Annotated in this window: 26 protein-coding genes; 6 read left to right on the plus strand and 20 right to left on the minus strand. The window is 69.7% G+C overall.

Annotated elements, in window-relative coordinates:
- Window positions 1-69 precede the first annotated feature (69 nt).
- Window positions 70-552, minus strand: coding sequence for a carboxymuconolactone decarboxylase family protein (locus ACWZJV_RS08440; protein ID WP_196872946.1), 483 nt, complete (start codon window positions 550-552; stop codon window positions 70-72).
- Window positions 549-1,649: an NAD(P)H-dependent amine dehydrogenase family protein gene (locus tag ACWZJV_RS08445; RefSeq protein ID WP_457181118.1), complete on the minus strand. Its 1,101-nt coding sequence runs from the start codon at window positions 1,647-1,649 to the stop codon at window positions 549-551. The genes ACWZJV_RS08440 and ACWZJV_RS08445 overlap by 4 nt, the downstream gene beginning before the upstream one ends.
- A gap of 97 nt (window positions 1,650-1,746) precedes the next feature.
- Here ACWZJV_RS08445 and ACWZJV_RS08450 point away from each other — a divergent pair, with 97 nt between their 5' ends.
- Window positions 1,747-3,393: a GMC oxidoreductase gene (locus ACWZJV_RS08450; protein ID WP_231380177.1), complete on the plus strand. Its 1,647-nt coding sequence runs from the start codon at window positions 1,747-1,749 to the stop codon at window positions 3,391-3,393.
- A 118-nt stretch (window positions 3,394-3,511) separates the two neighbouring features.
- On the opposite strand, the gene ACWZJV_RS08455 is transcribed toward ACWZJV_RS08450, so the two are convergent.
- The 4 genes from ACWZJV_RS08455 to ACWZJV_RS08470 form a co-directional block, all read right to left on the minus strand.
- The gene (locus ACWZJV_RS08455) at window positions 3,512-3,676 is read right to left on the minus strand and encodes a hypothetical protein (protein WP_231380176.1); all 165 of its coding nucleotides are present in this window, start codon (window positions 3,674-3,676) and stop codon (window positions 3,512-3,514) included.
- A gap of 149 nt (window positions 3,677-3,825) precedes the next feature.
- Entirely contained in the window at window positions 3,826-4,125 is a 300-nt protein-coding gene (locus ACWZJV_RS08460; RefSeq protein WP_008364199.1) for a WhiB family transcriptional regulator, read from the minus strand.
- A 104-nt stretch (window positions 4,126-4,229) separates the two neighbouring features.
- The gene (locus tag ACWZJV_RS08465; protein WP_008364198.1) at window positions 4,230-4,445 is read right to left on the minus strand and encodes a hypothetical protein; all 216 of its coding nucleotides are present in this window, start codon (window positions 4,443-4,445) and stop codon (window positions 4,230-4,232) included.
- A 138-nt stretch (window positions 4,446-4,583) separates the two neighbouring features.
- Window positions 4,584-6,635: an ATP-dependent DNA helicase UvrD2 gene (locus ACWZJV_RS08470; protein ID WP_457181122.1), complete on the minus strand. Its 2,052-nt coding sequence runs from the start codon at window positions 6,633-6,635 to the stop codon at window positions 4,584-4,586.
- A 90-nt stretch (window positions 6,636-6,725) separates the two neighbouring features.
- Between ACWZJV_RS08470 and ACWZJV_RS08475 the strand changes: the two genes are divergently transcribed.
- Window positions 6,726-6,971, plus strand: a complete 246-nt coding sequence (locus ACWZJV_RS08475; protein ID WP_008364195.1) for a mycoredoxin — start codon at window positions 6,726-6,728, stop codon at window positions 6,969-6,971.
- Window positions 6,972-6,986: 15 nt separating this feature from the next.
- On the opposite strand, the gene nudC is transcribed toward ACWZJV_RS08475, so the two are convergent.
- Entirely contained in the window at window positions 6,987-7,898 is a 912-nt protein-coding gene (gene nudC, locus ACWZJV_RS08480; RefSeq protein ID WP_457181125.1) for an NAD(+) diphosphatase, read from the minus strand.
- Between the two features lie 37 nt (window positions 7,899-7,935).
- Between nudC and ACWZJV_RS08485 the strand changes: the two genes are divergently transcribed.
- Window positions 7,936-9,753 carry a hypothetical protein gene (locus ACWZJV_RS08485; RefSeq protein ID WP_457181127.1) on the plus strand — a complete coding sequence of 606 codons (1,818 nt, stop codon included), beginning with the start codon at window positions 7,936-7,938 and terminating at the stop codon, window positions 9,751-9,753.
- A gap of 677 nt (window positions 9,754-10,430) precedes the next feature.
- Here the strand turns inward: ACWZJV_RS08485 and ACWZJV_RS08490 are convergent.
- The 11 genes from ACWZJV_RS08490 to moeZ all read right to left on the minus strand — a co-directional run bounded on the left by ACWZJV_RS08490 (window position 10,431) and on the right by moeZ (window position 22,950).
- Window positions 10,431-13,655, minus strand: coding sequence for a UvrD-helicase domain-containing protein (locus ACWZJV_RS08490; protein ID WP_457181129.1), 3,225 nt, complete (start codon window positions 13,653-13,655; stop codon window positions 10,431-10,433).
- Window positions 13,652-16,978 (minus strand): ATP-dependent helicase, encoded by a 3,327-nt coding sequence (locus tag ACWZJV_RS08495; protein ID WP_457181131.1) that lies wholly within the window; start codon window positions 16,976-16,978, stop codon window positions 13,652-13,654. Before ACWZJV_RS08495 ends, ACWZJV_RS08490 begins: the two co-directional genes overlap by 4 nt.
- A gap of 168 nt (window positions 16,979-17,146) precedes the next feature.
- Window positions 17,147-17,437 (minus strand): DUF1905 domain-containing protein, encoded by a 291-nt coding sequence (locus ACWZJV_RS08500; RefSeq protein ID WP_457181134.1) that lies wholly within the window; start codon window positions 17,435-17,437, stop codon window positions 17,147-17,149.
- Window positions 17,438-17,442: 5 nt separating this feature from the next.
- A complete protein-coding gene (locus ACWZJV_RS08505) occupies window positions 17,443-17,877 on the minus strand; it encodes a cupin domain-containing protein (RefSeq protein ID WP_457181136.1) in 435 nt (144 codons plus the stop codon).
- Window positions 17,858-18,556 carry a hypothetical protein gene (locus ACWZJV_RS08510; protein ID WP_457181138.1) on the minus strand — a complete coding sequence of 233 codons (699 nt, stop codon included), beginning with the start codon at window positions 18,554-18,556 and terminating at the stop codon, window positions 17,858-17,860. The genes ACWZJV_RS08505 and ACWZJV_RS08510 overlap by 20 nt, the downstream gene beginning before the upstream one ends.
- An 83-nt stretch (window positions 18,557-18,639) precedes the next feature.
- Complete coding sequence (locus ACWZJV_RS08515; RefSeq protein WP_457181940.1) at window positions 18,640-19,305, minus strand: lysophospholipid acyltransferase family protein; 666 nt, start codon at window positions 19,303-19,305, stop codon at window positions 18,640-18,642.
- Window positions 19,305-19,625 carry an MGMT family protein gene (locus ACWZJV_RS08520; RefSeq protein ID WP_008364184.1) on the minus strand — a complete coding sequence of 107 codons (321 nt, stop codon included), beginning with the start codon at window positions 19,623-19,625 and terminating at the stop codon, window positions 19,305-19,307. The genes ACWZJV_RS08515 and ACWZJV_RS08520 overlap by 1 nt, the downstream gene beginning before the upstream one ends.
- Before the next feature lie 21 nt (window positions 19,626-19,646).
- A complete protein-coding gene (locus ACWZJV_RS08525; RefSeq protein WP_457181140.1) occupies window positions 19,647-20,516 on the minus strand; it encodes a hypothetical protein in 870 nt (289 codons plus the stop codon).
- A 111-nt stretch (window positions 20,517-20,627) separates the two neighbouring features.
- Window positions 20,628-21,293, minus strand: coding sequence for a class F sortase (locus tag ACWZJV_RS08530; protein ID WP_457181142.1), 666 nt, complete (start codon window positions 21,291-21,293; stop codon window positions 20,628-20,630).
- Window positions 21,290-21,580: a hypothetical protein gene (locus ACWZJV_RS08535; protein ID WP_378838835.1), complete on the minus strand. Its 291-nt coding sequence runs from the start codon at window positions 21,578-21,580 to the stop codon at window positions 21,290-21,292. The genes ACWZJV_RS08530 and ACWZJV_RS08535 overlap by 4 nt, the downstream gene beginning before the upstream one ends.
- Before the next feature lie 155 nt (window positions 21,581-21,735).
- A complete protein-coding gene (gene moeZ / locus ACWZJV_RS08540) occupies window positions 21,736-22,950 on the minus strand; it encodes an adenylyltransferase/sulfurtransferase MoeZ (RefSeq protein WP_457181144.1) in 1,215 nt (404 codons plus the stop codon).
- A 127-nt stretch (window positions 22,951-23,077) separates the two neighbouring features.
- Between moeZ and ACWZJV_RS08545 the strand changes: the two genes are divergently transcribed.
- The 3 genes from ACWZJV_RS08545 (at window position 23,078) to ACWZJV_RS08555 (ending at window position 24,469) form a co-directional block, all read left to right on the plus strand.
- A complete protein-coding gene (locus tag ACWZJV_RS08545) occupies window positions 23,078-23,710 on the plus strand; it encodes a TetR/AcrR family transcriptional regulator (protein WP_008364179.1) in 633 nt (210 codons plus the stop codon).
- Between the two features lie 86 nt (window positions 23,711-23,796).
- On the plus strand, window positions 23,797-24,018 hold the full coding sequence (locus tag ACWZJV_RS08550; RefSeq protein ID WP_008364177.1) for a DUF3107 domain-containing protein: 222 nt from the start codon (window positions 23,797-23,799) through the stop codon (window positions 24,016-24,018).
- Between the two features lie 139 nt (window positions 24,019-24,157).
- Window positions 24,158-24,469 carry a hypothetical protein gene (locus ACWZJV_RS08555; RefSeq protein WP_008364176.1) on the plus strand — a complete coding sequence of 104 codons (312 nt, stop codon included), beginning with the start codon at window positions 24,158-24,160 and terminating at the stop codon, window positions 24,467-24,469.
- Window positions 24,470-24,551: 82 nt separating this feature from the next.
- Here the strand turns inward: ACWZJV_RS08555 and ACWZJV_RS08560 are convergent, their stop codons facing one another.
- Both ACWZJV_RS08560 and ACWZJV_RS08565 read right to left on the minus strand, forming a co-directional pair.
- Complete coding sequence (locus ACWZJV_RS08560) at window positions 24,552-25,613, minus strand: C39 family peptidase (RefSeq protein WP_457181148.1); 1,062 nt, start codon at window positions 25,611-25,613, stop codon at window positions 24,552-24,554.
- A gap of 6 nt (window positions 25,614-25,619) precedes the next feature.
- Entirely contained in the window at window positions 25,620-26,321 is a 702-nt protein-coding gene (locus ACWZJV_RS08565) for a ferritin-like fold-containing protein (protein ID WP_008364174.1), read from the minus strand.
- Window positions 26,322-26,382: the final 61 nt, after the last annotated feature.

Here is a 26,382-nt window from a genome sequence, read left to right on the forward strand (position 1 = left end):
TAGGTCGAAATCCTGCGGTTCAGAGGGCGCAACACCGAAATTCTGCATCACCTGATTGTCAGGACCGTGTTACGTCCGGGCAGGCAGCACGCAGGCGGTGTCGAGGCCCAGGACGTGGTTGAGCCGCCCGAAGGCCAGCCACGACCCGAGGCACATGCTCAGCTCGACGATCTCGGCATCGGTGTAGTGGGCCGACATCCGGTCCCAGAAGGCCTGGTCGATCCCGTGGTGGTCGCTCGCGTAGCGCTCCGCGTACTCGGCGGCGAGGCGGGTGCGTTCGTCGAACGCGTCCGTCGTACGCCACTCCTCCACCGCCTCGGCGAACGACTCCTCGACCTTCTGGCCGTCTCGTTCGGTGCGCCAGTCGAGGCAGAACACGCACCCGTTGATCTGCGCGATCCGCAGCCGGGCGGCCTCGAACTCACGGAGCCCGAGCGTGGTGTGCTCGTAGACGGCGAGCGAGAGCCCGGCCGCGGCCGGACCGATCCCGGGGACCATCTCGCCCCAGACGTACGCGATCGGGTCCTTGCCATCGGGGACGTCGATGATCATGCGGTCACACCTTCCTGGGCGGCCCTGGCCGCGCCGAGCCTGCCGGTCGCCGGACGCAGCGGCACGTCCAGCGCGTCGTAGAGTCCTGGCTCTGCGTCGATGAGCCACTCGATCGCGCCGACGAGCCGCCCGACCGCGGTGGCGTTGCCGCCCCCGGCCCGGTTGCCCGCCTTGTCGGTCGCTTCGACCGTGACCTCGATCCGCGGGTCGCCCTCGATGATCACCCGGTGGGCACCGTCGCCGTCGGGCGGCGTCGGCCAGTGCGGGGCGCAAGAGGGATGGATGCGGGTGACGTGCTCGACGACGACGAGCGGCTTCCCGGCGACGATCCCCTGGACCTCGAAGCGCGCCGCCCCTTGGGTGCCCTTCTCGAAGTCGCCCATCGACGCGGTGGTCACGGTCTCGTCCAGCGGCAGCCGCTCGACGGTCTCCCGGATCTCGTCGAGCTCGACCTCGAGACCACGGGCGATCAGCCGGACCTGGCCGCCCCACACCATGGTCGGCACGGTCTCGGCGAGCATCGGGGCGTCGTAGTCCATCGGCTGGCCCATCCCGACGAGATAGCGGACGGAGTCGGGCTGGTCATAGGTCGAGTAGTCGAAGATCTCCTGGCACCGGACGACGTCCACGGTGCTCCCCAGACCGCTGACCAGCAGCGGCAGCACGTCGTTCGCCCAGCCCGGGTCGACGCCGGAGACGAAGAGCGACCCGCCGCCCTCGGCGATCGCAGCGAGCACCGGCTCGCGCATCTCCGGCGGAGCGTTGCGCTGGTCGTAGAGCGCGTAGAGCGCGGGCGTGACGACCACGGCGCCGGCCCGGAGCGCGCGCACGATGTCGGCGAGGGCCTCGTCGGGGCGGATGTCGCCGGACGCGGCATACACGATCGCCTGGGGGCGCGTCGCGAGCACCGCGTCGATGTCGTCGGTGGCGGCGACACCGAGGCCATGGTCGACCTCTCCGAGATCACCCGCGTCGCGACCGACCTTCGCGGGGTCGTGGACGAGCACGCTGGTGAGCTCGAGCCGTGGATGTGCGTCGACGGCCCGGATGGCGAGTCGACCGATGTTCCCCGTGCCCCATACGCATACCGTGACCATGCGACCTCCCTGTCGCGTGAATGTTGCGAAACCTCTGACACCCCCACCGGCATACTAGAACATGTTCTAGCAATCAGTGATGAAAAGGGAGGTCATCTTGAGCAACACACCACGACAGGACCGGTCGCGAGGGCTCTCGCGGCGCGGATTCGTGCTCGGCGCGGGCTCGCTGGCTGGGGTCGGGATGCTGGGAGGAGCATTCGGAACCAGCCCGACCTGGGCGACCGCGGCACCGTCGTCGATCGGCAACGGCGCGCAGGTGCCGGTGCTGGTCATCGGCACCGGCTACGGCGGCTCGGTCGCAGCCCTGCGACTGGCCCAGGCCGGCATCAACGTCCACATGGTCGAGATGGGCCAGGACTGGTCCACGGTCGCGCCCGGCCCGGACGGCAAGATCCACCCGAAGGTGAGCGCTCCGGACTACCGGTCCTTCTGGATGCGTACGCGAACCAAGCAGCCGCTCAGCAACTTCCTCGGGTTCCCCATCGACAAGGACGTCCCGAAGTACGCCGGCATCCTGGATGCCGAGGACTTCGCCGGGATCTCCGTCTACCAGGGACGAGGAGTCGGCGGCGGCTCGCTCGTCAACGGAGGCATGGCCGTCACCCCGAAGCGGGAGAACTTCGGCGCCGTCCTGCCCTCGGTGGACGCCGCCGAGATGTACTCCACCTACTATCCGCGGGCCAACGCCGCACTCGGCGTCGGATCGGTCGACCCCGACTGGTTCGAACGGACCTCCTACTACCAGTACTCACGCGTGGGCCGGAAGCACGCCCAGCGCTCCGGCTTCGCGTGGACGTTCGTCCCGGACGTGTACGACTGGAACTACATGGTGGCCGAGGACAACGGCAGCGTCCCGAAGTCGGCACTGGCCCAGGAGGTCATCTACGGGAACAACCACGGCAAGAGGACGCTGCCGAAGACGTACCTCGCTCAGGCCGCCGCTACCGGGAAGGTCACGATCTCCTCCCTGCACCGGGCTACGTCGGTCCGGCCCGCCGCGACCGGTGGGTACGACGTCGTCCTGGAGCAGATCAACACCGCCGGCGACGTGGTGGCGACGAAGACGGTCAACGCGGGCAAGGTGTTCTTCGCGGCCGGCAGCGTCGGCACGAGCAAGCTGCTGGTGAAGCTGAAGGCGACCGGCGCGCTGCCGGCGCTGAACGGCGAGATAGGCCAGGGCTGGGGTGACAACGGCAACGTGATGGTCGGGCGCGCCAACCACATGTGGGACCCGACCGGTGACGTGCAGTCGACGATCCCGTGCTCCGGCATCGACAACTGGGACGCCGGCGGCGCCTTCGCGGAGGTCGCGCCGCTGCCTACCGGTATCGAGACGTTCGCGTCCTTCTATCTCGCGATCACCAAGACCCAGCGCCGGGCGGCGTTCAGCTACAACTCGACCACCGGCAAGGTTGACCTGTCGTGGCAGACCGCGTGGAAGCAGGACTCGATCACGATGGCGAAGACCATCTTCGACAAGATCAACAAGACCGAAGGGACGATCTACCGAACCGACCTGTTCGGCACCAACAAGATCTGGGGTGACCACCTGACCTATCACCCGCTGGGCGGTGCGGTCCTGAACAGGGCGACCGACAACTACGGCCGGCTGCACGGCTACGCCGGTCTGTACGTCATCGACGGCTCGCTCATCCCCGGCAACACGAGCGTCAACCCGTTCGTCACGATCACCGCCCTCGCGGAGCGGAACATCGAAAGGATCATCGCCACCGACCTCTGACCGGCCGGAGGTAGGTGCCGGAAAAGGTAGGACCGGCCGGTCCGAGGGTTTCTCGGACCGGCCGGTCATCTTCCACACCCGCGATCAGAGGGGTGAGGTCTGGTGTCCCATGGGGGACTTACAGCGCGCGGGCAAGAGCCAGCTTCGCCTGGACGGCGGCTCGCTCGGCCTTGCGGCCCAGGCGAGCAGCCTTGACGAGGGCATGGCCTCGCCGCAGTTCACGCGCCTCTCCCAGGCGCGCGGCCATTTGCGCGCGCGCCAGGTCTTCGTAAAGCAAGTTCATCTGAGTGCTCCGTACTCGGTTGGTGTTCATGTCTGGTGGTTCTCCTGCTGGTCAGCGGGCTCCGGCGCCCATGGTCATCACAATCGTGTTCATGGCTGTCGCCTTTCGTCGTTGAAACGGCTGTCTGTGCTTCGGTGCTGTTCGGTCGATCAGGCGGCGTCCTTGCGGGGCCGGCCACGGGGCCGCTTGCGGGGGATCACCTTCCCCTGCAGGAGCAACTGGCCGCCCCAGACGCCCCAGGGCTCACGCCGGTCGAGGGCGCCGGCGAGGCAGAGCGGCTGCACGGGGCAGGTCGCGCAGAGCGCCTTGGCGAACTCGACGTCGGCAGGAGACTCGGCGAACCACAGCTCGGGGTTGTTGGCCCGGCAGGGCAGCAGGTCCTCGTCGTAGCGGTTGGCGCGGTCGTGGAGAACGCCGAGCTTGACCTCGGGCTCGAGAATGCTGGTCATATGTACACCTCCTTTGTGACTGATCGCGGGTTTTGAGAAACAGAAAGGCCGCGGATCCCGGGTTTCGGGTTCCGCGGCCTGGAGGCTGCTGTGACTACGTGGTTCTACGTAGTCGGACAGCTCCAGGCTCGAATCCCAAGGGACTTGACCTTGATGGCATCCGCCTGCGGGGACACGAGTCCCTCGACGCGCATGCCGTAACCGGCGCCCGCAAAGGCACCGGCAGCCGGGGTGGCCCAGGTCGGGCTGGACAGCTCGGGGTGGCCGCACGCGGACATGGCGATGCCATTGATCGGCGTCTTGATCTGGTTGATCTTCACTGGGGCCACCTCCTTCGGGGCTGTCGGGCGCGCTTGAGCAGCACGCGGCTTTACTTGATGGAAGAACACTAACTGGCCGGGCAGGTAGCCCGCAAACGATTAAACCCGTTGATTTCGAGGAATTTCCGTGAAGGACTTTTACGCCTCGGCGGAGATCACCTGAAGGACTTCCGAGCCGTACGCCTCCACCTTGCCGCGGCCGATGCCGGCGATGCGCTGCAGATCCTGGAGCGTGCCCGGCTTCTGCTCGGCGATCTGCTCCAGGGTCGCGTCGGTGAAGACCACGAACGCCGGCTTGCGGATCGCCTCGGCGGTCTCCTTTCGCCACTGCTTCAGCCGGCCGTAGAGCTCCTCGTCGTAAGGCGCGTCGCAGCCTTCGTGGCGGCCCATCCGCTTCTCGGCCGCGGAGCCGAGCGGCCCGCCGCAGGCCTTGCACATCCGCGCCTTGCCGGAGCCGGGCCGGCGTGCCGGTGCCGTGGACCGTGTCGGTCGCAGCGGGTCGAGGAACCGCGACGGCCGGCGCCGCGCCGCCTGGCCCGGCTGGCGGGCCAGCGCCCAGGACAGGGTCAGGTCCACCCGCGCCCGGGTGAGGCCGACGTAGAGCAGGCGCCGCTCCTCCTCGATCTCGGCCGGGGTCGGCTCCTCGCCGCGGAGGATGAACGGCATCGTGCCGTCCTGGAGCCCGACCAGGAAGACCGAGTCCCACTCGAGCCCCTTGGCGGCGTGGAAGGTCGCCAGAGTCACTCCCGACGGCACCGGCGCGTGCTGCTCGGCCGCGCGGCGGTCGAGCTCGGCGACGAGGCCGGCCAGGTCGCCACCCGCCGCGGCGAAGGCGCGCGCCTGGTCGATCAGCGCCTGCCAGGACTCCCAGCGGTCGCGGGTCTGGCCGCGGCCGTCCGGCGGCTCCGAGGTCCAGCCCATCCCGGCCAGGATCCCGTGGACCGACTCCAGCAGCTCGTCACCGATCACGGCTCCCTGGCCGCCTCGGGCCGCGCCCCGGATCCGGGTCACCGCCTCGCGCACCTCCGGCCGGTCGAAGAACCTGGCGGCGCCGCGTACGACATAGGGGATCCGGCGGGCGGTGAGGGCGTCCTCGTAGGCCTCCGACTGGGCGTTGATCCGGAACAGGATCGCCATCTCGTTGTAGGGCTTGCCGGACTGGTGCAGGCGCAGGATCTCGGCGGCGACGCCCTCGGCCTCGGCGACCTCGTCGGGCTGCTCGACGTGCTCCACGGCCGGCCCGGCGTCACGCTGCGCCTGCAGCTGCACACCGGCGCTGGGCGTGCCCTCCAGGATCTTGTTGGCCGCCCTCACAACCTGCGGCGAGGAGCGGTAGTTGCGGACCAGCTCGACCGAGGTGGCACCGGGATGCTTCTTCGGGAAGTCACGGAGGTAGGCCGCGTCGGCGCCGGCGAAGGTGTAGATCGTCTGGGCCGGGTCACCGACGACGCAGATCTCGTTGCGCCCGCCCAGCCACAGGTCGAGCAGCGCCGACTGCAGCGGTGAGACGTCCTGGAACTCGTCGACCGTGAACCACTTGTACTGCCGCCTGACCTGCGCCGCGACCCGCTCGTCGTGCTCCAGGAGCCCGGCGGTCAGCAGCAGCACGTCCTCCATGTCCATGCGTGCCTGGGTGCGCTTGACGTCCTCGTACGCCGCGTAGATGTGCCCCACCATCGACGGCGTCAGCCCGCCGACCTCCCGGCCCCGCGCCTCGGCCGACTTCGGGTAGTCGTCGGGGTGGACGTTGGAGACCTTCGACCACTCGATCTCCGAGGCCAGGTCGCGTGCCTGGGCCTGGTCGACGTTGATCCGCTGGCGCTGCGCGGCCGCGCGGATGAGCGGGATCTTCGACTCGGTCAGGGTGGGCAGCTCGGTGCCGTAGACCTTGGGCCAGAAGAACCGCAGCTGGCGCAGGGCGGCGGAGTGGAACGTACGCGCCTGGACCGCGCCGGCGCCCATCGCGCGCAGCCGCTGACGCATCTCCCCGGCGGCCCGGGTGGTGAAGGTGACCGCGAGGACCTCCTGCGGCGCGTAGACGCCGGTGGCGACGCCGTAGGCGATCCGGTGGGTGATGGCCCGGGTCTTGCCCGTCCCCGCACCCGCCAGCACCCGGACCGGACCGCGCAGCGCCTCGGCCACCCGGCGCTGCTCGGGGTCCAGTGCGGCGAGGAGGGACTCGGAGGTCATGGGCGGGAAGAACTCCTCGGGGTGGGAACGTTGTGCCTTGCGGGTCAACACTATTGGCTCGCACCGACAGTTCTGATGAGGAGATCCCCGATGAGTAGCTTCACCATGTACACCACTCCCTGGTGTGGATACTGCCAGCGACTCAAGGGACAGCTCGGCCGTGAGGACATCACCTTCGACGAGGTCGACATCGAGCAGGTGCCCGAGGCCGCCCAGATCGTCGAGCAGGTCAACGACGGCAACCAGACCGTCCCGACCCTCGTCTACTCGGACGGCACCGCGATGACCAACCCGTCGATCGCCCAGGTCAAGGCGAAGCTCGCCGAGCTGGTCTGACCTCCTCGGTCTCCGTCACCACGAACCGGGCAGCTCGCCGCCGTACCAGGCCTCGACCAGCGACCGGCTGATCGAGATGCCGCTGGGCAGCTTGATCTCGCCGCTGCGCGCGACGGCGGCGAGCTCGGCGCGGGTGAACCAGCGCGCCTCGCGGATCTCGTCCTCGTCGACCGTGATCTCGGTCGACGCCGCACGGGCGAAGAAGCCGAGCATCAGGCTGGCCGGCAGCGGCCACGGCTGGTTGCCGAAGTAGTCGACCTGCCCGACGCGTACGCCGACCTCCTCGGCGACCTCGCGACGGACCGCGTCCTCGAGGGACTCCCCCGGCTCGACGAAGCCGGCGAGCGTGGAGAAGTTCGGCGCGGGCCAGCGGGTGTGGTTGCCGAGCAGGCAACGCTCCTCGTCGGTCCCGGGCTCGCCCGACGTCACCAGCATGATCACCGCGGGGTCGGTGCGCGGGAAGGTCAGATGGCCCTCCGGGCAGGCCAGCTCATGACCGGCCGCGCGCGGCACCAGGCTGCCGCCGCACCGTGAGCAGAACCGGGTCGCCCGGTGCCACTCGGCCAGGCCGATCGCGTGCATCAGGAAGCTCGCCTCGGTGGTGTCGGCGAGCATCGCGGGGAAGAGCCCGCGCAGGTCACGCCAGGTCTCGCCGGCCTCCTCGCGGCCGGTGAGCACCGCGAACCTGGCCCCGTCGGCGGTGTCGCCGAGGAGCAGCCGGATCCCCTCCGGGGAGTCTGCCGGCGTACGCCACCTCACCCCGGTCTCGCCGGACGGCTCGACCCTGTTGCCGGCGACCACGAGGACCCTCGTGGTCTCGTCCGTCCAGGCCTTCTCGACCCAGCCGTCGTCGGCACGCAGATGGCCGGAGCGGTCGTGGGGATCCTGGGTGATTCTCAGATGGATGGGCAGCTTCGGGGAGTCCACCCGTCAGAGCCTATGAGGTGGGTATATGTTCCGCGGCGTGGATCGGTTCTGGCGCATCGCCGCTGTCGTCTCCGTCGTGGTCGCTCTCGCGATCAACGTCTACGTCGCCTGGGGCTCGAACCTCTCGTTCATGTACGACGAGATCGGCACGGTCATCCATGGGCGGACCGTTCTGGGCCTCGACGCGCCCCAGCTGAACACCCCTGGCTACTACCCCGGCTGGGGTGTGCTGCTGGCGCCGTTGTGGCTGGTCACGTCCAATGTCTTCGTCTTCTACCAGCTGGCGATCGTCGTCGGCCTGGTGATCAGCATGCTCACGATCTGGCCACTGGCCCGGGTCGCGGTGCGGCTCAGCGGCGTCACCCCGGCGCAGGGTATGGTCGCCGGCGCCGTCGTGATGGCCATGCCGCCACGCGCGATCCAGGCCGACTACATCCTGTCCGAGCGGCTGATCACGCTGCTCGTCGTCGTGGCGACGCTGGTCGCGTTCCGGCTCTGGGAGAAGCCGAGCTACCGCGGCGTACTCCTGCTCAGCCTGGTCACCGGACTGGCCCTGTTCTCGCACGCCCGGATGCAGGTCTTCGTCGCCGCGGTCGCGCTGTGGCTGATCTGCCTCCTCGTGCACGGCCTCCTCGTACGCAAGCGGCAGGTCGCCCTCATCGCGCTCGTCGGGCTGGTCACCACCGGTGTGCTCGCCGTGATCGCCAACAAGGCCGCGCTCTGGTTCCACGCGCAGCTGGTGCCGTGGAAGTTCATCCAGGCGCAGGGCTTCTTCGAGAAGGTCGTGCACGCCAACCCGCGCTTCTGGGTCGACACCTTCGCCGGTGAGGCCTGGACGCAGATGATCGGCAGCTTCGGGGTCGTGGTCGTCGGCCTGGTCGTGGTGACCGCGGCGTTCTGGAAGGAGCTCCGCGGACGGCAGGTCGGGCCGGCCGGGTTCGTGCTGATCGCTGCCGGCTCGATGTACGTCCTCAGCTGCCTGAACTGGGGCAACGAGTACTCGCTGTTCACCATGGAGTGGCGGCGCTTCGACTACTGGATCTACGGGCGCTACATCGACCCGGTCTTCGCGGTCCTGGTGCTGGCTGGGGTCTGCGCTGCGATCCAGGCCGTACGCTCCCGGGCCGTCCTCGTCTGGACATGGGTGATCGTCGCCGGGGTCTCGCTGGTGACCATCCTCGTCGTCGCCCCCGACGCACCCACCTGGGCCTACACCACCCCGGCCCACATCCCGGGCGCGATCCCGTGGTGGTGGGCGCTTCCGGACGGGCAGTTCCCGCAGCCCGGGCCGATCCCGTCCTTCACGAACGACAACCGCTTCTGGCTGATCGCGACTCTCTGCTCGCTGGTGCCGTTGGCGATCTGGACGCTCCTCGCCGCCCTCTTCCGGGTGAGCCCGCGACTCTCCGACCGGGTGCGCTCGGTGGTCGTCACCGCGCTCGTCCTGGTGGTCGGCACCGCCGGCTCTGCCGTCGCCGACGTGGCCTCGAACGATTTCCACGACCACTTCAACCGCGACACCCCGGTCGTCGGCGAGCTCCGCTCGATCCTCGCCGAGCACCCCGAAGCCGTCGTCGCCTACGACAACAACTGCCCCCGCCGCCGCTCGTCGATGAACTCGGAGCGCAACTGGTTGATGTGGTGGATGCTCCCCACCATCGTCAAGCGCCAGTGGGAGTGGGAGGACGACATCGTCTTCTCCTGCCCGAACGGTGAGCCTTCCTTCGTCACCGGCGCGGTGATGCTGCGCGAGCGGCCGTTCCCGCTTGCGACCGTCTGGATCCTTCCTGGGGATCTGCTCGACTCGCTGCGGGAGTCGGGGGAGCTGCCGGAGGTTGCTCGGACGGTGAAGTAGCTTTTCGCTGATCGCGTCGTCTTCTAGTTTGCGTCGTGGTCTGGCGTTGGTACGGGGCTGTTTTTTGGGGCTGGTCTGGGCCGCCGACCCTGTCCTCGAGTATTTCTCGACCTGCCCCGGAGTCAAGGACGGCCTACGGCCGCCGGCTGACGCCGGTCGCCTTCGGCGATCCTTGACACCGGACCACGTCGAGAAAGATTTGGCTGGCTATCAGGGGCGGCGGCCCCAATGTGGCCGGGAGACAGTCGCCCCTCGGGAGGCGGACGCTCCACGGTGAACGAAAATTCATTCACCCCCGCGGAAGAAGACGCTCTCCTGGGTGAACGAAAATTCGTTCACCCCCACCAATCCGCCCAGCCTCCTCCGGGTGAAAGAGAATTTTCTTTCACGGACCGAGCCACCCTTGGCCCGGTCGCAACGCAGTGAACGAAAATTCGTACACCCCAGATCCCAAGCCCCTACCCAACCCACATCACCGCGCCAGACCCTGCCGCCGACCCGATAACCAGCCAAAATTCTCAGCGACGGCCGGTGTCAAGGACCGCGAAGCGGCCGGCGAAGCCGGCGGCCGAAGGCCGTCCTTTACTCCGGACGCCGCTGAGAACACCCTCCCGTAACGGGTCGGCGGCAAACACCAGCCACAAAACACAGAGGCCAATGCGCGCCGAAAGAAGTCGCTAGCGATCCCCACCCAGGATCCGCTCCAACTCCCCCCGATCAGCAAGCCCAGGCGGCTCGACCAACCTCCCCGACCGCACGTAGTAGAACGCCGCCCGAACCCGTGACAACGGCACACCCATGAGCTCGGCCCACCCGACCCGATAGAGCGCGAGCTGGAGCGGGTCGGCGTTCTGGGCCTGGTTGGTCTTCCAGTCGACGATCAGGAAGCTCCCGTCGGGTTCCTGGTAGACCGCGTCGATCCGGCCGCGTACGACCTGACCGGCCAGGACGATCGCGAACGCTGCCTCGACCCGGAACGGTGGCCGGTCGGCGAACGGTCCCTGCTCGAAGGCGGCGATGACCTCCTCGAGCCCGGACTCGTCCTCGATGCCGTGGTCGGCGCGGCCGGGCAGGTCGTCGGGGTCGAAGAGGTCCTGCTGGCCGAAGCGGGCCTCGACCCAGGCGTGGAACCGGGTGCCGAAGCGGGCCTGGGAGGACGGCTTGCGCGGCATCGGGCGGACCAGGTCGGCGGCGAAGCCGAGCGGGTCGTCGCGAAGCTTGGACATGGCGGTGGCCGACAGAGAGGACGGGAGCGGTACGACCACCTCCGGAGCGCGCTCGCGCTCCGCCTCGGTGAGCAGTCGCTCGATCTCCTCGTCCCACTGGTTCACTGTCTCGAGCAGAGTGAGGTCGTCGAGGTCGTCGGGTCCCGGACCCACCTCCCGGACGAGCCTGGCCGCCTCCAGGCGGCGCTCCACCTCCGGGGTGTGGTGGTTGATCGGCCAGGGCAGGTCGACCTCGAGTGCGGCGTAGGGGCTCTCCTCCTCACCCTTCACGACGACGTCGGCCCAGCGGTCGGGCTTGGCACCCCACTGCACCAGCGCCTCGCGGGTCTTCTCCACGTAGACCGACGGCCCGCGGCCCTCCTTGAGCGAGGGTGACCAGCGCCAGCAGGAGACGAACTGGATGTGGCGGGCGCGGGTCCAGGCGACGTAGGCCAACCGGAGCTCCTCGACCCGCTCGTGCTCCTTGCGCTCGGCGAGGAGCTCGTCGATCGAGTCGGCGTCGTGACCGTGGAGCTGGGGCAGGTCGTCGCGGTCGCCGCGGAGCGCGGCGGGCATGACCGAGGGGACGGTCAGCCAGGAGGAGCGCGTCTGGCCGGTCGGGAACTTCTTGTGGGTGACCCCGACCAAGAAGACGACGTCCCACTCCAGCCCCTTCGCACGGTGGACGGTGAGCAGCTTGACCGAGTCGGCCTCGGACGGGGTGGCGACGTCGAGACCCTGGCCGTATTCGTCCTCCGCCTCCAGGTAGGCCAGCAGCGCGGCGAGGGTGACCTGGCCGTCGAGCCCCTCGAACTCGGCGACCGCCTGCACGAAGAGATCGAGGTTGTCGCGTCGGGCCGACGCCGCCGGGGAGACCGAGGCGGCCAGCTCGACGTCGATGCCGGTGACGTCGATGATCCGCCGGACCAGGTCGAGGAGCGGCTCGTTGACCGCTCGCCGGAGCCCGCGGAGCTCGTCGGCGAGGAGCTTGAACCGCTCCCGCGCCTGCGGGGAGTAGTCGTAGTCGGCGGCGTCGCCCGGGTCCTCGAGCGCGTCGTTGAGCGAGGGGATCTCGGTGGAGTCGGTGCCCTCGACCGCCGCCTCCAGCTGCCGCTCGATGTCGGCGAACTCCTCCGCACCCCCGACGACCCCGGCCAGGTCACGTGACCTGCGGCCGAGGATGGCCAGGTCACGCGGCCCGATCGCCCAGCGCGGCCCGGCGAGCAGGGTGAGCAGCGCGGCGTTGGCGGTGACGTCGTGGAGCAGCTCCATGGTGGCGACGACCTCGGCCACCTCGGGCAGTCGGAGCAGCCCCTTCAGGCCGACGATCTCGACCGGGATCTCGCGTGCGGTGAGCGCGTCGAAGACCGCCGCGGCCTGCGAGTTGTCCCTGGTCAGGACGCCGATCTCCTTCCACTCCCCGACGGCCTCATGAGCCTCGATCACCTTGTCGGCGAGCCAGACCAGCTCGTCGTCGTACGTCTCGTGGACATGCACCCGCACCTCACCGTCACGCGCGCCCTCGGCGGCGACCAGGCGCTCCTTCTCCCGGCCCTCGTAGAGCTGGGCGGCGAGGTGGTTGGCGGTGGCGAGGATGCGGGCGTCGGAGCGGCGGTTGACGGTCAGGGAGTAGGACGGACGACGCCCGTCCTTGGTCGGGAAGTCGCGGCCGAACTCGAGGATGTTGCTCACCGAGGCACCGCGCCAGCCGTAGATCGCCTGGTTGGGGTCGCCGACGGCGGTCACCGGGTGTCCGTCGCCGAAGAGACGGGCGAGCATCTGGGCCTGGGCCACCGAGGTGTCCTGGTATTCGTCGAGCAGCACCACCTTGAACTTGCCGCGCTCGATCTCGCCGACCTCGGGGGTCTCCACGGCCAGCCGGGCGGCCAGCGCGATCTGGTCGGAGAAGTCCATCAGCCCGAGCCGGTCCTTGAGGCGCCGGTAGCCGTCGACCAGGTCGAGCAGCTCATAGCGCTTGTCGATCGCGTCGATCGCCTTCTCGACCTTGGTCAGCTTGGTCTTGACCCGCTTGCCGTCGGCGAGCTGGGCGTTGAGATCGGCCACCTCGAGCGCGAACAGCGACCGCTCGTTGCGGTCGTAGGCCCGCAGCGTGGCGGGGTCGACGAGATGCTCGGAGAGCTCGGAGTCGAGCGCGAGCAGCTGCTGCACGGCCAGCTTCGGGTAGTCGGTCAGTTTCTCCACCGGGTGGGTGTGCCGGGCCACCGCCCGCGCGGCGAGCTGGTAGCGGGTCGCGTCGGCGATCAGCCGGGTGTCGGGCTCGTGCCCGATCCGCAGCCCGTGCTCGGAGAGCAGGCCGGAGGCGTAGGAGTGGTAGGTCGCGACCGTCGGCTCGGTCGGCTCCTCCTCCGCGTCCTCGCCGGGCCGCGGCGGGCCCTCGCGACGCTCCGGCCACAGGCCGGCCTTCTGCAGCGACTCCCGGATCCTGGTGGCCAGCTCGGCGGTCGCCTTCGTGGTGAAGGTCAGACCGAGCACCTCCCCGGGAAGCACCCGGCCGGTGGCGACCAGCCACACGACGCGGGCAGCCATGACCGCCGTCTTGCCGGACCCGGCACCGGCGATCACCACGGCCGGCTCCAGCGGAGCGGTGATCGCGCGGAACTGCTCCTCGCTGTAGAGCCAGTCATGGCCCATCAGCTTGGCGAGCTCCTCGGGGGTCTCGACCTTCATCGGGTTCATGAGAGCACCGATCCCGAGGTCTGCGCCGGGCAGAGGGCCACGAACTGGCACCGGTCGCACTGCTTGCCGGGCCTGGCCACGAACTCCTCGGCGCGCACCGTCGCCACCGCCTTCTCCAGCTGGTTGATGATCTCGGGCGGCTCCGGTGCCTGCACCTGCACCTTCGGCAGCTCGCTCCCCGAGCCCGCCGGGTGGCGCAGCTGGATCAGCTCCGCTCCCCCGGAGGTCGCGCCCTCCGCCAGCGACGCGGCCGCACCGTGCTCCACCGCCAGCTGGTAGAGGCCGAGCTGGCCGTGTTCCTTGACCTCCTGCGCTGTGGGCGGGTACTTCCCGGTCTTCAGGTCGACCACCACGATCCGGCCGCTCTCGTCGAGCTCCAGCCGGTCGGCGTAGCCGTTGAGCCGCACCGTCTCCCCGCTGGGGAGCGAGACCTTCGCGGTCAACTGCTCCTCGAACCCGATCACCGTGCGCGCGCCGGGACGCCGGTGCCAGGTCAGGAACCGGGCCAGCACCTCCCGGACCGCCTCCCGCTCACGGGCGGCGGACCAGGGCGTACGGAACTCGAGGCGGCCCCACACCTCGTCCACGAACGGCATCAGGTCCTCGACGGTGGCGGCGTCGAGGTCGCCACGGGCGAGCTGCTCGGCGATCGCGTGCACGACCTTGCCGAAGCCCTGGCTCGAGGAGTCCGTGACCGCGCCGCCCGCCTCACGGGCCAGGAACCACTGCGCGGGACAGGTCAGGATCGCCTCCAGCGCGGACGCGCTCAGCGTGATCGGACGGTCCTCGGGACGGACCGCGGCCGAGGCGTACGTCGGGGCCCGCAGCCCCCACCAGGTCGAGGGATCCGCGGCGAGGGCGATCCGCTTGCCGCGCACCTCGGTGGCGGCCAGCTTCTGCAGCCTCCTCGCGGCGGCCTCACGCAGCGCGAGAGGCTGAGCCGGGTCGGCGGCGGTGCGGCGCAGCTCGGCGACCAGGCCGGCGAGCGAGAGCGGGCGCGCCGGCCGGCCGACCCGGTGCCGGATCTGGTCCTCGCGCAGGCCGAGCTCGTTGATGAACCGCGACGGCTGGTCGCCGTCGTCGTCGGGCGACTTCACCGCGGTCACGACCAGCCGGGACCGGGCGCGGGTGGCCGCGACGTAGAAGAGCCGGCGCTCCTCGGCGAGCATCGCCGACCGGGTCAGCGGCGGCAGCAGCCCGCCGTGACGGCCGTCCGGCAGCGCCGGGGCGATCCGGTCGGGGCCGAGGAGCGAGTCGCGTCGGCGCAGGTCGGGCCACGCACCCTCCTGGACGTGGGCGACCACGACGAGACCCCACTCCAGGCCCTTGGAGCGGTGGGCGGTGAGCAGCCGCACCGAGGAGCCACGCACACCCTTGTCGGCCAGGGTGTCGGCCGGGATCTCCTGGGCGCGGAGCGTCGCCAGGAAGGTCTCGACCGAGGTGAACTCCTGACGGCCCTCGATCTTGGCGGCGGTGTCGAAGAGCGCCACGACCGCGTCCAGGTCACGGTGGGCCAGCCGCGCCGCGGGACCGCCCGACTCCACCTGCGCCCGCAGCCGCTGCCCCCACTCGGCACCGTCCCACAGCGTCCACAGCACCTGCTCCGCCCCGGCGCCGTCCTTCAGCGCCGCCCGGGCCTCGGCGAGGAGCACCGCCAGCCGGCGTACGCGTCCCAGCACCCGCTCCCCGCCAGCCCCGCTGGTCGAGCCGGATTCGTGAGGTACGAGCGAATCCGTGTCGAGACCAACACGGTCGCCATCGGCGCTCGATTCGACTGTGTTGGTCTCGACACGCTCGCTGGCGCTCGCGGCTCGACCAGCGGCGAAACTGGGATCGAGCACGGCGCGACGTACGAGATCGTGCGCAGCGACGTCCGGGAAGCGAGCCCGGAGGGTGCGGATGAGCGCTCGGACGTCGGTGGCGTCGAGGCCGCCGAGCGGGCCGGTGAGCAGCTCCTCGCAGCGCTCGGGGCGTACGTAGCGTTCGTCGAGGTCCGACTCGACGTCGGCGTCGACCACGACCCCGAGCGCGTCGAGAAGAACGGCCGCGGCCGGCTCGCGGACCAGCGGAGTCTCGTCGGAGGCGACCTCGACCGGGACACCGGCGGCGGTCAGCGACCGGCGCAGCTGCGGGATCGAGGTGCGGCCCGAGCGCACCAGGACCGCCATGTCGGACCAGTCGAGGCCGTCCTCGAGATGCGCCCGGCGCAGCAGGTCGGCGATGTGCTCGGTCTCGGCGCGGTCGGTGTCGAAGGTGAGCACCTCGGCACGGCCCGGGTCGGAGGCCAGCGGATGCGGGTTGCGGAAGGTGTCGTAGGCCGAGGCCGGGATCGAGCCACGCACCGAGATGCCCGCGGCGATCGACCGCGACGCCCGCAGCAGCCGGGAGCCGAACCGGCGGGTGGTGCCCAGGGCGACCACCGGCGCGTGCCGGCGCTCGCGGGTCAGGAACTGCGACGGGAAGTCGAGGATCCCGTTGACGTCCGCGCCCCGGAACCCGTAGATCGACTGGTCCGGGTCGCCCACGACGATCAGGTCGCGGCCGTCGCCCGCCAGCGCCTGCAGCAGCGCGACCTGGCTCGGGTCGGTGTCCTGGTACTCGTCCACGAACACACACGCGAACTCGGCCCGCAGCTCGGTCGCGTGCCGCTCGGCCTCGATCACGCCGCGCATGATCAGGTCGGGGTAGTCGATCGCCGACTGGGCGCCGAGCACGTCCAGATACTGCTCCAGGAACCACCCGGCGGCGACGAACTCCTCGATCCCCTCGTCACGGCCGAGCGCGACCAGCTGGTCGGGGTCGAGCCCGCGCTCGCGCGCCCGCGCGATCACGGTCTGCACCTCGCGCGCGAACCCGCGGGTGCCGACCGCCATCCGGAACCGCTCCGGCCACCGCACCGACTCGGGGCTGTCGGCCAGCAGCTCCTGCAGCACCACATCGGCCTCGGGGGCCGAGAGCAGCGTCAGCGGAGCGGCGTAGAGCTCGGCCGGCGCGTACCTCCGCACCAGTCCGTAGGCGAAGGAGTGGAACGTCGAGGAGACCGCCCCGGACAGCGTCCGGCCCAGCCGCGCCGTCACCCGGTCACGCAGCTGCTCGGCGGCCTTGCGGGAGAAGGTCAGCGCCAGCAGCTGGTCGGGACGTACGCCGCGGTTCTCGATCCGGTCGACCACCGCCTCCACCAGCGTGGTCGTCTTGCCCGTCCCGGGGCCGGCCAGCACCAGCAGCGGCCCGCCGGGATGCTCCACGACCGACCGCTGGTGCTCGTCGAGCACCGGCACGGCGGCAGCACTCGGCGGCGGGGCAAGGCGGTACGCGACACTCACAGGACCAGCCAATCAGAGAGCACCGACAGTGTTGTTGGCGATTGCTTCGCAATTCGCGCAGCGCTTCCGCTTGATCCTCGTCTTCCTCCGCTCCGTTCGTCGCTGGCGCTCCTCACTGCGCTGCGTCCAGACGAGGAGCGCTCCAGCGCTGGATCAGGCTCCCGCTTCTCAGATGTCATGCCCCAGCCGCATCCGCACCGCGACCACATCGTCGAGGTCGATCCCCTCCGCCTTCCGCACGACGACCTTCAGGGGCAGCAGGTAGGTGCCGTCCTTGGGGAAGAGCGCGGTGGTGAAGGTGGTCGCACCGATGGTGGCGGTGACGGCGACCTGGCCCCAGTACTCGAGACCGCGGGCGTCCTCCTTGAGGTCCTCGGCGTCCTCGACGGGCATGGGGACGTAGTAGAACGGCGCCGGCCCGCGCCACTCGATCACGGCTCCTTCGAAGGCGTACTCCATCGGTCCTACTCCGAGACGAGCTCGAAGTCGTCGAAGTCGAACCCGGGCGAGACCACGCAGGAGACGAGCGCGTCCTCGTCCGAGGGGACCGTACGCTGCCACACCCCCGCCGGCACGACCGCCTGCGGCACCTGGCCGGCGGCGACGTCCACCCCGACGAGCACGGTCTCGCCGTCGACCGGAGCCGCGCCGGCGCCGCCGTACTGCAGGGACACGACGCCGGTGTGGGCCAGCCAGATCTCGTCGGAGGCGACGCGGTGCCACGCGGACGATTCCCCGGCCAGGAGCCGGAAGTAGATCAGGGTCGCGGTCGGGCGCACGCGGCCGTCGGGCAGGGTCACGGTCTCGGCAGCGGCCCAGGTCTGCCGGAACGCCCCGCCCTCGGGGTGCGGCGCGAGATCGAGGTCGGAGGTGATGGGATCAGCGGTCACCTGGCTCATTGTGCCGGGTGTCGTCAGCCGGTTCCTCGGGAAAGCGCGGATCGCCGAGCAGATACTGCCCGAGCAGCCCCGGCGCCTTGTGCGGCAACGGCTTCGGCCCGCCGACCGAACGGCCCTCGACCTTGTCCCAGATCGCGTCGACGGGCCGCGCCACGCGGCGTACGACCTTCCCGGGCAGGCCGGTGTGAGGCAGGTAGGGGTGCGGGCGCGAGGGCGCCCTCCGCTCGGCCACCGTCAGCCGCGCCGCGACGAGGACGAGCACGTCGTCGGAGGCCTCCTCGGCGAGGTGCGCGACCAACTCGTCCTCCTTCTCCTCCTGGGCGTAGAGCGCCTCCTCGACCTCGCCCCAGAGCGTCGGCCACTCGTGGGCGGTCTCCCAGGTGGAGCCATACTCGTGCGCCTTCACGTGGAAGAGGAGCACCTCCAGGTGCTTGGCCGTGGGGAGATAGTCGTGGACCAGACGGCCCCCGCCCTCGCACTCGGACCTGACGGCCGGCAGCAGCGCCTCGTCCACCGCATGCAGGTGTCGAGACGTACCGGCGTTGAACTGGTCGATCGGCGGGCAGCCCCGACGGGTCTGCTCCGGCCTGGCGATGATGCTCCGAGCGTGGGCCAGGCGCCCAGCGAGCTCTTCGTGCTTGTGTCGCAGCTCTTCCTGCAACACGGTCGTCGTGGCCATCTGCCTCACCTCGGCTGCTAGCCCTCTGATGTACTGGGTCACCCTCCAGAGTGCGCCCCTTCGGGCCCCAGCGCAACAGGCGATCAGGCGTCGGCCGGCCGCTCGTTGTAGACCCCGGCCACGTCCTGGCCGCTCAGCGCAGCGATCGCCGCCATCACCTCGTCGGTGATGACCCGGCGGGCCTTGCCCAGAGGTACGCCGTCGAAGCGCCCGGCCACCTGGATCGGCTCTCCGAACTCGACCGTGACCTTCGCCAGCCGCGGCAGGCTCGACCCCACCGGCTGCAGCTCCGCGGTCCCCCGCAGCCCCACCGGCACCACGGGTACGCCGGCGGTCAGCGCCAGGTGCGCCACCCCCGTACGCCCACGGTAGAGCCGCCCGTCGCGCGAGCGGGTGCCCTCCGGGTAGATCCCGAACGCCTCGCCCTTGCCGAGGACCTCCAGCGCGACCTCCAGCGAGCCGAGCGCGGCCTGCGGGTCGTCGCGGTCAACCGGCAGCATCCCCATGCCCTCGAACCACGCGCGCTGGGCGGCACCCTTGATCCCGGTGCCGGTGAAGTAGTCGGACTTGGCCAGGAAGTGCACCGGCCGGGGCGAGACCGACGGGATCACGATGGAGTCGGCGAAGCTGAGGTGGTTGCTGGCCAGGATCACCCCACCGGTGCGCGGGACGTTCTCGGCCCCCGTCACCGTAGGGCGCCAGACTGCTCGGAGGGCGGGCGGCACGATGGCGTGGAGGACGCGATACATCACGGGATCATCGTAGGCGGCAGCCACATCGCCTGACGCAGGTCCACCGCCCCCGAGACGCGCCGCGGCGTGCCCTCCTCGAGATAGGCCTGCCGGGCCTCCTCGCCGTGGGAGGCGGGGAGCGAGCCATCGGCCCGCACCACCCGCCACCACGGCATTCCCGCGCCCTCGCGCGCCATCACCGAACCGACCTGCCGAGGCCCACCTCCAAACTCGTCGAAGAGGGCATCGGCGATCGCACCGTACGTCGTCACCTTCCCGCGAGGGATCTGCTCGACGAGACGCAGAACGGCCTCCACGTACGCCTCCCGGTCACTCATGTCCGGCAGGCTAGCGCGGTGTCACAGGATGGGGCTGAAGGGCTCCGTGCCGTTGACCAGATGCAGACCGGAGATGCCCGAGTTCGCCTGGGCGAACTTCAGCTCGAGGTCCATGTCACCGATGTTGTTGGAGCCGGCCAGCGGAGCCAGGCCCAGGGTCGACAGCGTGCCGACCGCCTTGCCGTCGGCGTTCAGGAAACCGGAGCCGGAGTCACCGGGGATGCCGGGGGTGAGGTTGTAGAGCGGGTGCGACCAGCGGGTGCCGTTGACGCTGTCACCGAGGGAGAGGCCGATCTTCGGCGAGAGCAGGTCGACGTCGGCACGCAGCGAGGAGTTGCCGTAGGAGTAGACCTTGTCGCCGGCCACGGTGCCGTCGGTGTCGATGCCGGTCGGGCCGCCCCAGATCGGAACGCTCGGGTTGACCTTGCCCGCGTCGGCGGCGTCCACCTTGACCAGGGCGAAGTCGTTGTAGGCACAGGTGTCCTCGTCCTTGGTGCCCAGCTTCTTCATGGTCAGCCACGAGGAGTACGCCAGCTTCCCCTTGCCCAGGACGGTGCCCTCGCTCAGCAGCGAGCCGCCCTCGTTGAAGGTCACCGGGGTGCCCAGCGGGAGCGACTCGGCGGCGCAGCCGTTGGTGTCGGTGGCCTCGCCGAGACCGGCGCAGTGAGCGGCGTAGCCGACGTAGACGTTGGACGCGGAGTCGGCGAAGACGAAGTTGGCGGTGCACTGCGCACCGTCGGTGTACATCATCACGCCCGGGGTGATGGTGGCCGTGTCCGCCGGCGCCCAGGCGTGGGCCGGGGTCGGGATCAGGGCCGGGACGAGCGCGGCGGTCAGAGTGCCGGCGGCGATTGCTGCGGCGCGGCGTACGGAGCTACGGGTGCGGAGCATGTGGGGGCCTCTGTTCGTAGGTGATGTGACTCACAGAACAACGAGGACCGGTGGGCTGAGGTTACGACCCGTTTACACCACCCGGGGTTTCCGGGCGTCCGCGCCCCCGCCTCATCCCTCCGGGATCGCGACCACCACGGTGTTGCCCTGGAACGAGGTGCCGTCCCAGTCGTCGCACGTCACCACGACCAGCTTCGCCTCGCCGTCGGGGTCGAAGAGCTTCGAGCTGCGCTTGGCGACCTGCTCCTTGGAGAGGTCGCGCACCGACCGGACGGTGTAGCTGAACTCGTCCTTCTTGGTCCGCACGACGATCTCGTCGCCCTCGTTCACCTCGCCCAGCCGGTCGAGGACGCCGCCGCCGTTGTGCAGGGTGTGGCCGACGATCAGCACCGATCCCTCGTCCGCACCGGGCTTGGCGCCGCCCTTCCACCAGCCCATGAGGGCGGCGTCGGCGGGCGGCGTGAGCGTGCCTCCGTCCATCGCCAGCGGCACCACGTCGGCATGGACGTTGAGCGTGGGGATGGAGACGCCGCGTACCTTGCCCTTCTTCTTCGGCACCTCGGCGAGCGCCTCGGCCGGGATCGAGGACGTCGTCGCCGGCGGGGTCGCGTTGCTCTTCTGCGCCTCGTCGATCTTGGTGTAGTAGTCGTAGGCGGCATAGCCGAGCACGGCGACGGCGACCACCAGGACGACCACGAAGATCTCCCCGAGGAAGGTCCTCAGGTTGGGTTGCCTGGGTCGCCGGGGAGGCTCGTGGGGGTGGTGGCCGTTGCTCACTCTGCCGAGCGTGCCACAGCCTCAGCTCGTCTGCGACGGATGGCCATTCCGGCCCCCGCCCCCATCAGCAGCGCACCGACCCCGGCGAAGACATAGGACGGCGGTACGCCGCGGGTCGGGTCCGCGACGTTCGACTCCAGCCTCTCCGGGTCGATCGCAGAGCCTACGGCCGCGCCGGAGGCCGGCTCCGGGGCCTGGTCGCTCGCGTTGGCAGGGGCACCGAGAAACAGTCCGCCGGCCAGAGTGGCACCGGCGAGCGTCGCGCTGAGACGAGCGCGTGTGGACAACGTCGAATCCTCCGAGGTTCGTGCATTGATGCAACTCCGCCCCCCGCAGCTGCGATCGCAAAACTATCGGTATCGCCACGCACAGATAAAGCCAGCGGCGGCCCCAGAGGAGCCACCGCTGGCCAACAGTTCAGTAATGCTCAGACCGGGTTGATTCAGTACGAGGGCTGCGACGGGTCGATCTGGTTGACCCATGCCACCACGCCACCGCCCACGTGGACCGCGTCCGCGTAGCCGGCACCCTTGGCGATCGCGAGCACCTCGGCGCTGCGGACGCCGCTCTTGCAGTGGAACACGAGCGGCTTGGCACCGTCACCGGTGAGCTCGGCGACCTGCGGGATCGCGTTGCCGTTGAGGAACTCGCCCTTGGGGATCAGGACGGCGCCGGGGATCTTGTTGATCTCGTACTCGTTCGGCTCGCGCACGTCGACGAGGACGAAGTCGCGGCTGCCCTCCTCGCGCTCCTTGATCATCTCGGAGAGCTGGTTGACCGAGATGGTCGAGCCGGCCGCGGCGTCGGCCGCCTCGGTGGAGATCGCACCGCAGAAGGCGTCGTAGTCGATCAGGTCGGTGACCGTCGGGTTCTCGCCGCACAGCGCGCAGTTGGGGTCCTTGCGGACCTTCAGCTTGCGATACTCCATCTCGAGTGCGTCATAGATCATCAGCTTGCCGACCAGCGGCTCGCCGATGCCGGTCAGCATCTTGATGGCCTCGTTGACCTGGATCGAGCCGATCGAGGCGCAGAGGACGCCCAGCACGCCGCCCTCGGCGCAAGAGGGGACCATGCCCGGGGGCGGGGGCTCCGGGTAGAGGCAGCGGTAGCACGGGGCGTCGTCGGTCAGGGTCGGCGCGAACACCGAAGCCTGTCCGTCGAAGCGGTAGATCGAGCCCCAGACGTACGGGATGCCCAGGAAGTAGGCCGCGTCGTTGACCATGTAGCGGGTCGCGAAGTTGTCGGTGCCGTCGACGATGAGGTCGTAGCCGGTGAAGATCTCGCGCACGTTGTCGTTGTCGAGCCGCACGTCGTGCAGCACGATGTTCACGTACGGGTTGACCTCCCGGATCGCGGCCGCGGCCGATTCGGCCTTCGGCTGACCCACGGTCGACTGCTTGTGGATGATCTGGCGCTGCAGGTTGGACTCGTCGACCTCGTCGAACTCGACGATGCCGAGGGTGCCGACGCCGGCCGCGGCCAGGTAGAGCAGGGCGGGCGAGCCGAGACCGCCGGCGCCGATGACCAGCACCTTGGCGTTCTTCAGGCGCTTCTGCCCGTCCATGCCGACATCGGGGATGATGAGGTGGCGGCTGTAGCGGCGCACCTCGTCGATCGTCAGCTCGTCAGCGGGCTCCACGAGCGGGGCTAGGGACACAACGGCTCCTCAGTTCGGACGTACGTATGCCTGCTTGAACACCGCGGGCACTTCTCCATGTTCCCTCATCCGTGGGCAAGGCAACGACGCGTCCCGCGATCCGAGTACCAGCGGGTAGGCTGCTGGGGTGACCACGCACCAATCCGAGCTCGACCCCACTCGACCGCGAGGGGCGCGACTGCCCCGAACGGAGCGACGAGCCCAGCTTCTCGAGTCCGCTCTCGAGGTCTTCGTCGCCTACGGTTTCCACGCTGCCGCGATGGACGACATCGCGGAGCGGGCCGGGGTCTCGAAGCCCGTTCTCTATCAGCACTTCCCCGGCAAGCTCGACCTCTATCTCGCCCTGCTGGAGAAGTCCGCCAGCGAGATCATCGATCGCTGCCGGGAGGCCTTGGCGTCGACCGACGAGAACAAGGAGCGCGTGGCCCGCACCGTCGAGGTCTTCTACGACTACGTGGCCTCCGAGTCCGGTGCCTTCCGGCTCGTCTTCGAGTCCGACCTGACCAACGACCCCGCCGTGCGCGAGCAGGTCGACCGGGTCACCAACGAGTGTGCCGAGGTGATCGCCGAGGTCATCGCCGAGGACACCGGCTTCGCCGCCACCGCCTCCCACCTGCTCGCCGTGGGCCTCGTCGGCCAGATCCAGGTCAGCGCACGCTACTGGCTCCACAACAACGGCGATCTCTCCCAGGCCGACGCGGCGCGTCTCGTCGCCGGCCTCGCCTGGCGCGGCATCGGCGGCTACCCCAAGACGGATTGATTCCGCTCGTAGCGCAACGACGGGGTTCCTCACCTTCCGTGTGAGAGGATTCCGAAGCATTGATCGACCCATCGCAAGGAGGACCCGTGGAGGTCAAGATCGGCGTCCAGCAGGCCGCCCGTGAGCTCGTCGTGGAGACCGAGGAGTCCAGCGAATCGGTGGAGAAGCTCATCGCCGACGCCCTCGGCGGCGGCGCTGTGCTCGCTTTGACCGACAGCAAGGGCCGCAAGGTCATCGTCCCGACCGAGAAGCTCGCCTACGTCGAGATCGGCCCGGCCAAGGTCGGCAAGGTCGGTTTCGCCGGCTGATCCAGTCGGGGATGACCCTGATTCCGACGGAGAAGTTCCTGGTTTGGGCCATGTTGCCCGTGCAAAGCCGTCTCAACAGGTGCAATATCGAGGAATAGGCGCATCGTTGGCGCCAACCACAACCTGAAGGGAAAAGGGCATGATCGGGACCATTCTCGTCACCCTCATCGGTGGTGTTGTCATCGGTTTGCTTGGCAAGTGGCTTGCGCCAGGCGACAAGGACAACATCCCGCTCTGGTTGACTGTCGTGTGCGGCATCGTCGGCATGATCGTGGGAAGCCTGCTCTACTGGGTCATCTTCGGCCAGAACAACCCGGCCTTCGATGGCCACGAAGCTGCCTGGGACAACGCCACCAACGGTGTCGACTGGTGGCGTCACATCTGGCAGGTCGTCGTCGCCGCTGTCGCGGTCGTCGTCGCATCTGGAATCACCGGAAGGTCCAAGGCCTGAGCCTCGCCCAGGTCATGCGAAGCGGTCCTGCCCCTCGGGGTGGGACCGCTTCTGCATGTGCACGGGCCGGCCCGGTGCACGATCACCAGTTGCGCTGAGCCGGCGGTTCCGGCGGCACCACGTGCGGCGGCCGGATGACGTAGACGATCCGCCCCGAGCGGGCCCAGGCACGGTCGAGCTCGTCGAGGTCGTACGTCGCCCGCACCTCCGCATCGCTGGCGATCTTGTGGGAGGCAGGGTCGTGGACGACGGGGCGGCCGTCGTCGTCGAAGCCGGTCAGCACGAGCAGATGGCCGTTGGTGACGTACCCGGCGCCGGTCAGCTCGCCGGCCTGGTGGGAGACGGCCAGCACCAGCGGGATCCCGGCCTCGACGAACCGGGCGGCCTCGGCGAACGAGCGGAGCCTGGTGACGTACGCGACCAGGCCGCGCGAACCGGCATAGGCGGTGTTGAAGGCCCAGTTGCCGGCGCCGCCGAAGGACTCGTCGTAGACCTCCCGCACGGTGAACGGCACCTGCGGGTCGGGGGTGTCGTAGTCCACCCAGGCGGTCTCGGCGGGGGTGGGCCCGACACCCCAGAAGTCGGCGACCATCGCCGTCGAGGCGGCGCTGCACCAGGACTGGCCGCCACCGTCCCAGTGCGGGTAGCGGTCGCGGTGGAGCTGCTGCGAATAGGCCGGTACGCCACCCACGACCGCCCCGCGAGCCACCGTGCCCGGTGCCGGCTGCGAGCCCCGGGCATCCGCCGAGACCATCGCCCCGAGCAGGCTCGCCCGCGGCAGGCCGTCGGTGGGACCGTGCAGGCTCAGCCGCAACGAGAACGTGGTGAAGCGGCGGCCGTCCCGGCCCAGGATGGTGTCGTCGGCCGCGACCGCGACCGGGTCGTCCTGACCGGCGACCGAGGTGGACGCGAACGCCGGGTCCGAGGACCAGCGTGCCAGCACCAGCCAGCCGCTCCGCTCCCCCGTCTCGGCGACCACCTGAGCCGCGACCTCCACCCAGCTCCCGGGCGGCGTCACCACGTTCCAGGAGGCGACCAGCTCGTCGAAGGTGAACCCTGGACTGACCTCGGGCGACACCCAGACACCGGCTTCGGGCGCGATCTGCGCCCCCGACCAGCCGGTCCAGCAGATGTCAGGGCTCAAGGAACCTCAGTGCTCGAGCCCGAGCTTGCCCATGCGCTCGACGTGGCGCTGGGTCAGGCGGGTGAGCATCTCGCCGATGGTGCCGAGGTCGAGGCCCGGGAGGTGACCGCCGGTGATCAGCTCGCTGAGGCCCTCACGGGTGGCCGCGACCTGCTGCGCCTGGATGATCGCCTCGCCCATCAGGCGACGGCCCCACAGCGCGAGCCGGCCGCCGATGAGGTGGTCGGCCTCGATGCCGGCCCGAACCCGGTCGACGACGAAGTCGGCCCGGCCGGCGTCCTCGAGGGTGGTGACCACGAGCTTGTGGGTCTCCTCGTCCAGATACCTCGCGACCTCACGGTAGAAGTCGTTGGCGAGCCCGTCACCGACGTAGGCCTTGACCAGCGACTCCCACCAGTCGGCAGGCTTCGTGTGGCGGTGGAACTCGTCGAACCCCTCGCGCAGCGGCTCCATGGCCACGTACGGGTCGACCCCGAGCTCCACGAGCCGGTCCAGGACCGGCTGGATCTTGGCGTGCTGCGCGGCCGCCATCGCGAGCAGGGCCGTCTTGTCCTCCAGCGAGGGAGCCATCTTCGCGTCGTCGGTCAGTCGCTCGACGGCCGAGACCTCGCCGTAGGCGACCGCACCCAACAGGTCGATGACGGCAGCCTTGTAAACAGGATCATCGAAGGGATTCTGAGGACCCGTGAACTCTGAGGATGCAACCACGGGAGAACCCTACCGATAGAATGCCTTTTGACCGACCCAGCACTGCAGATATTCAACTCGA

It is taken from the genome of Nocardioides sp. WG-D5, assembly GCF_054031175.1.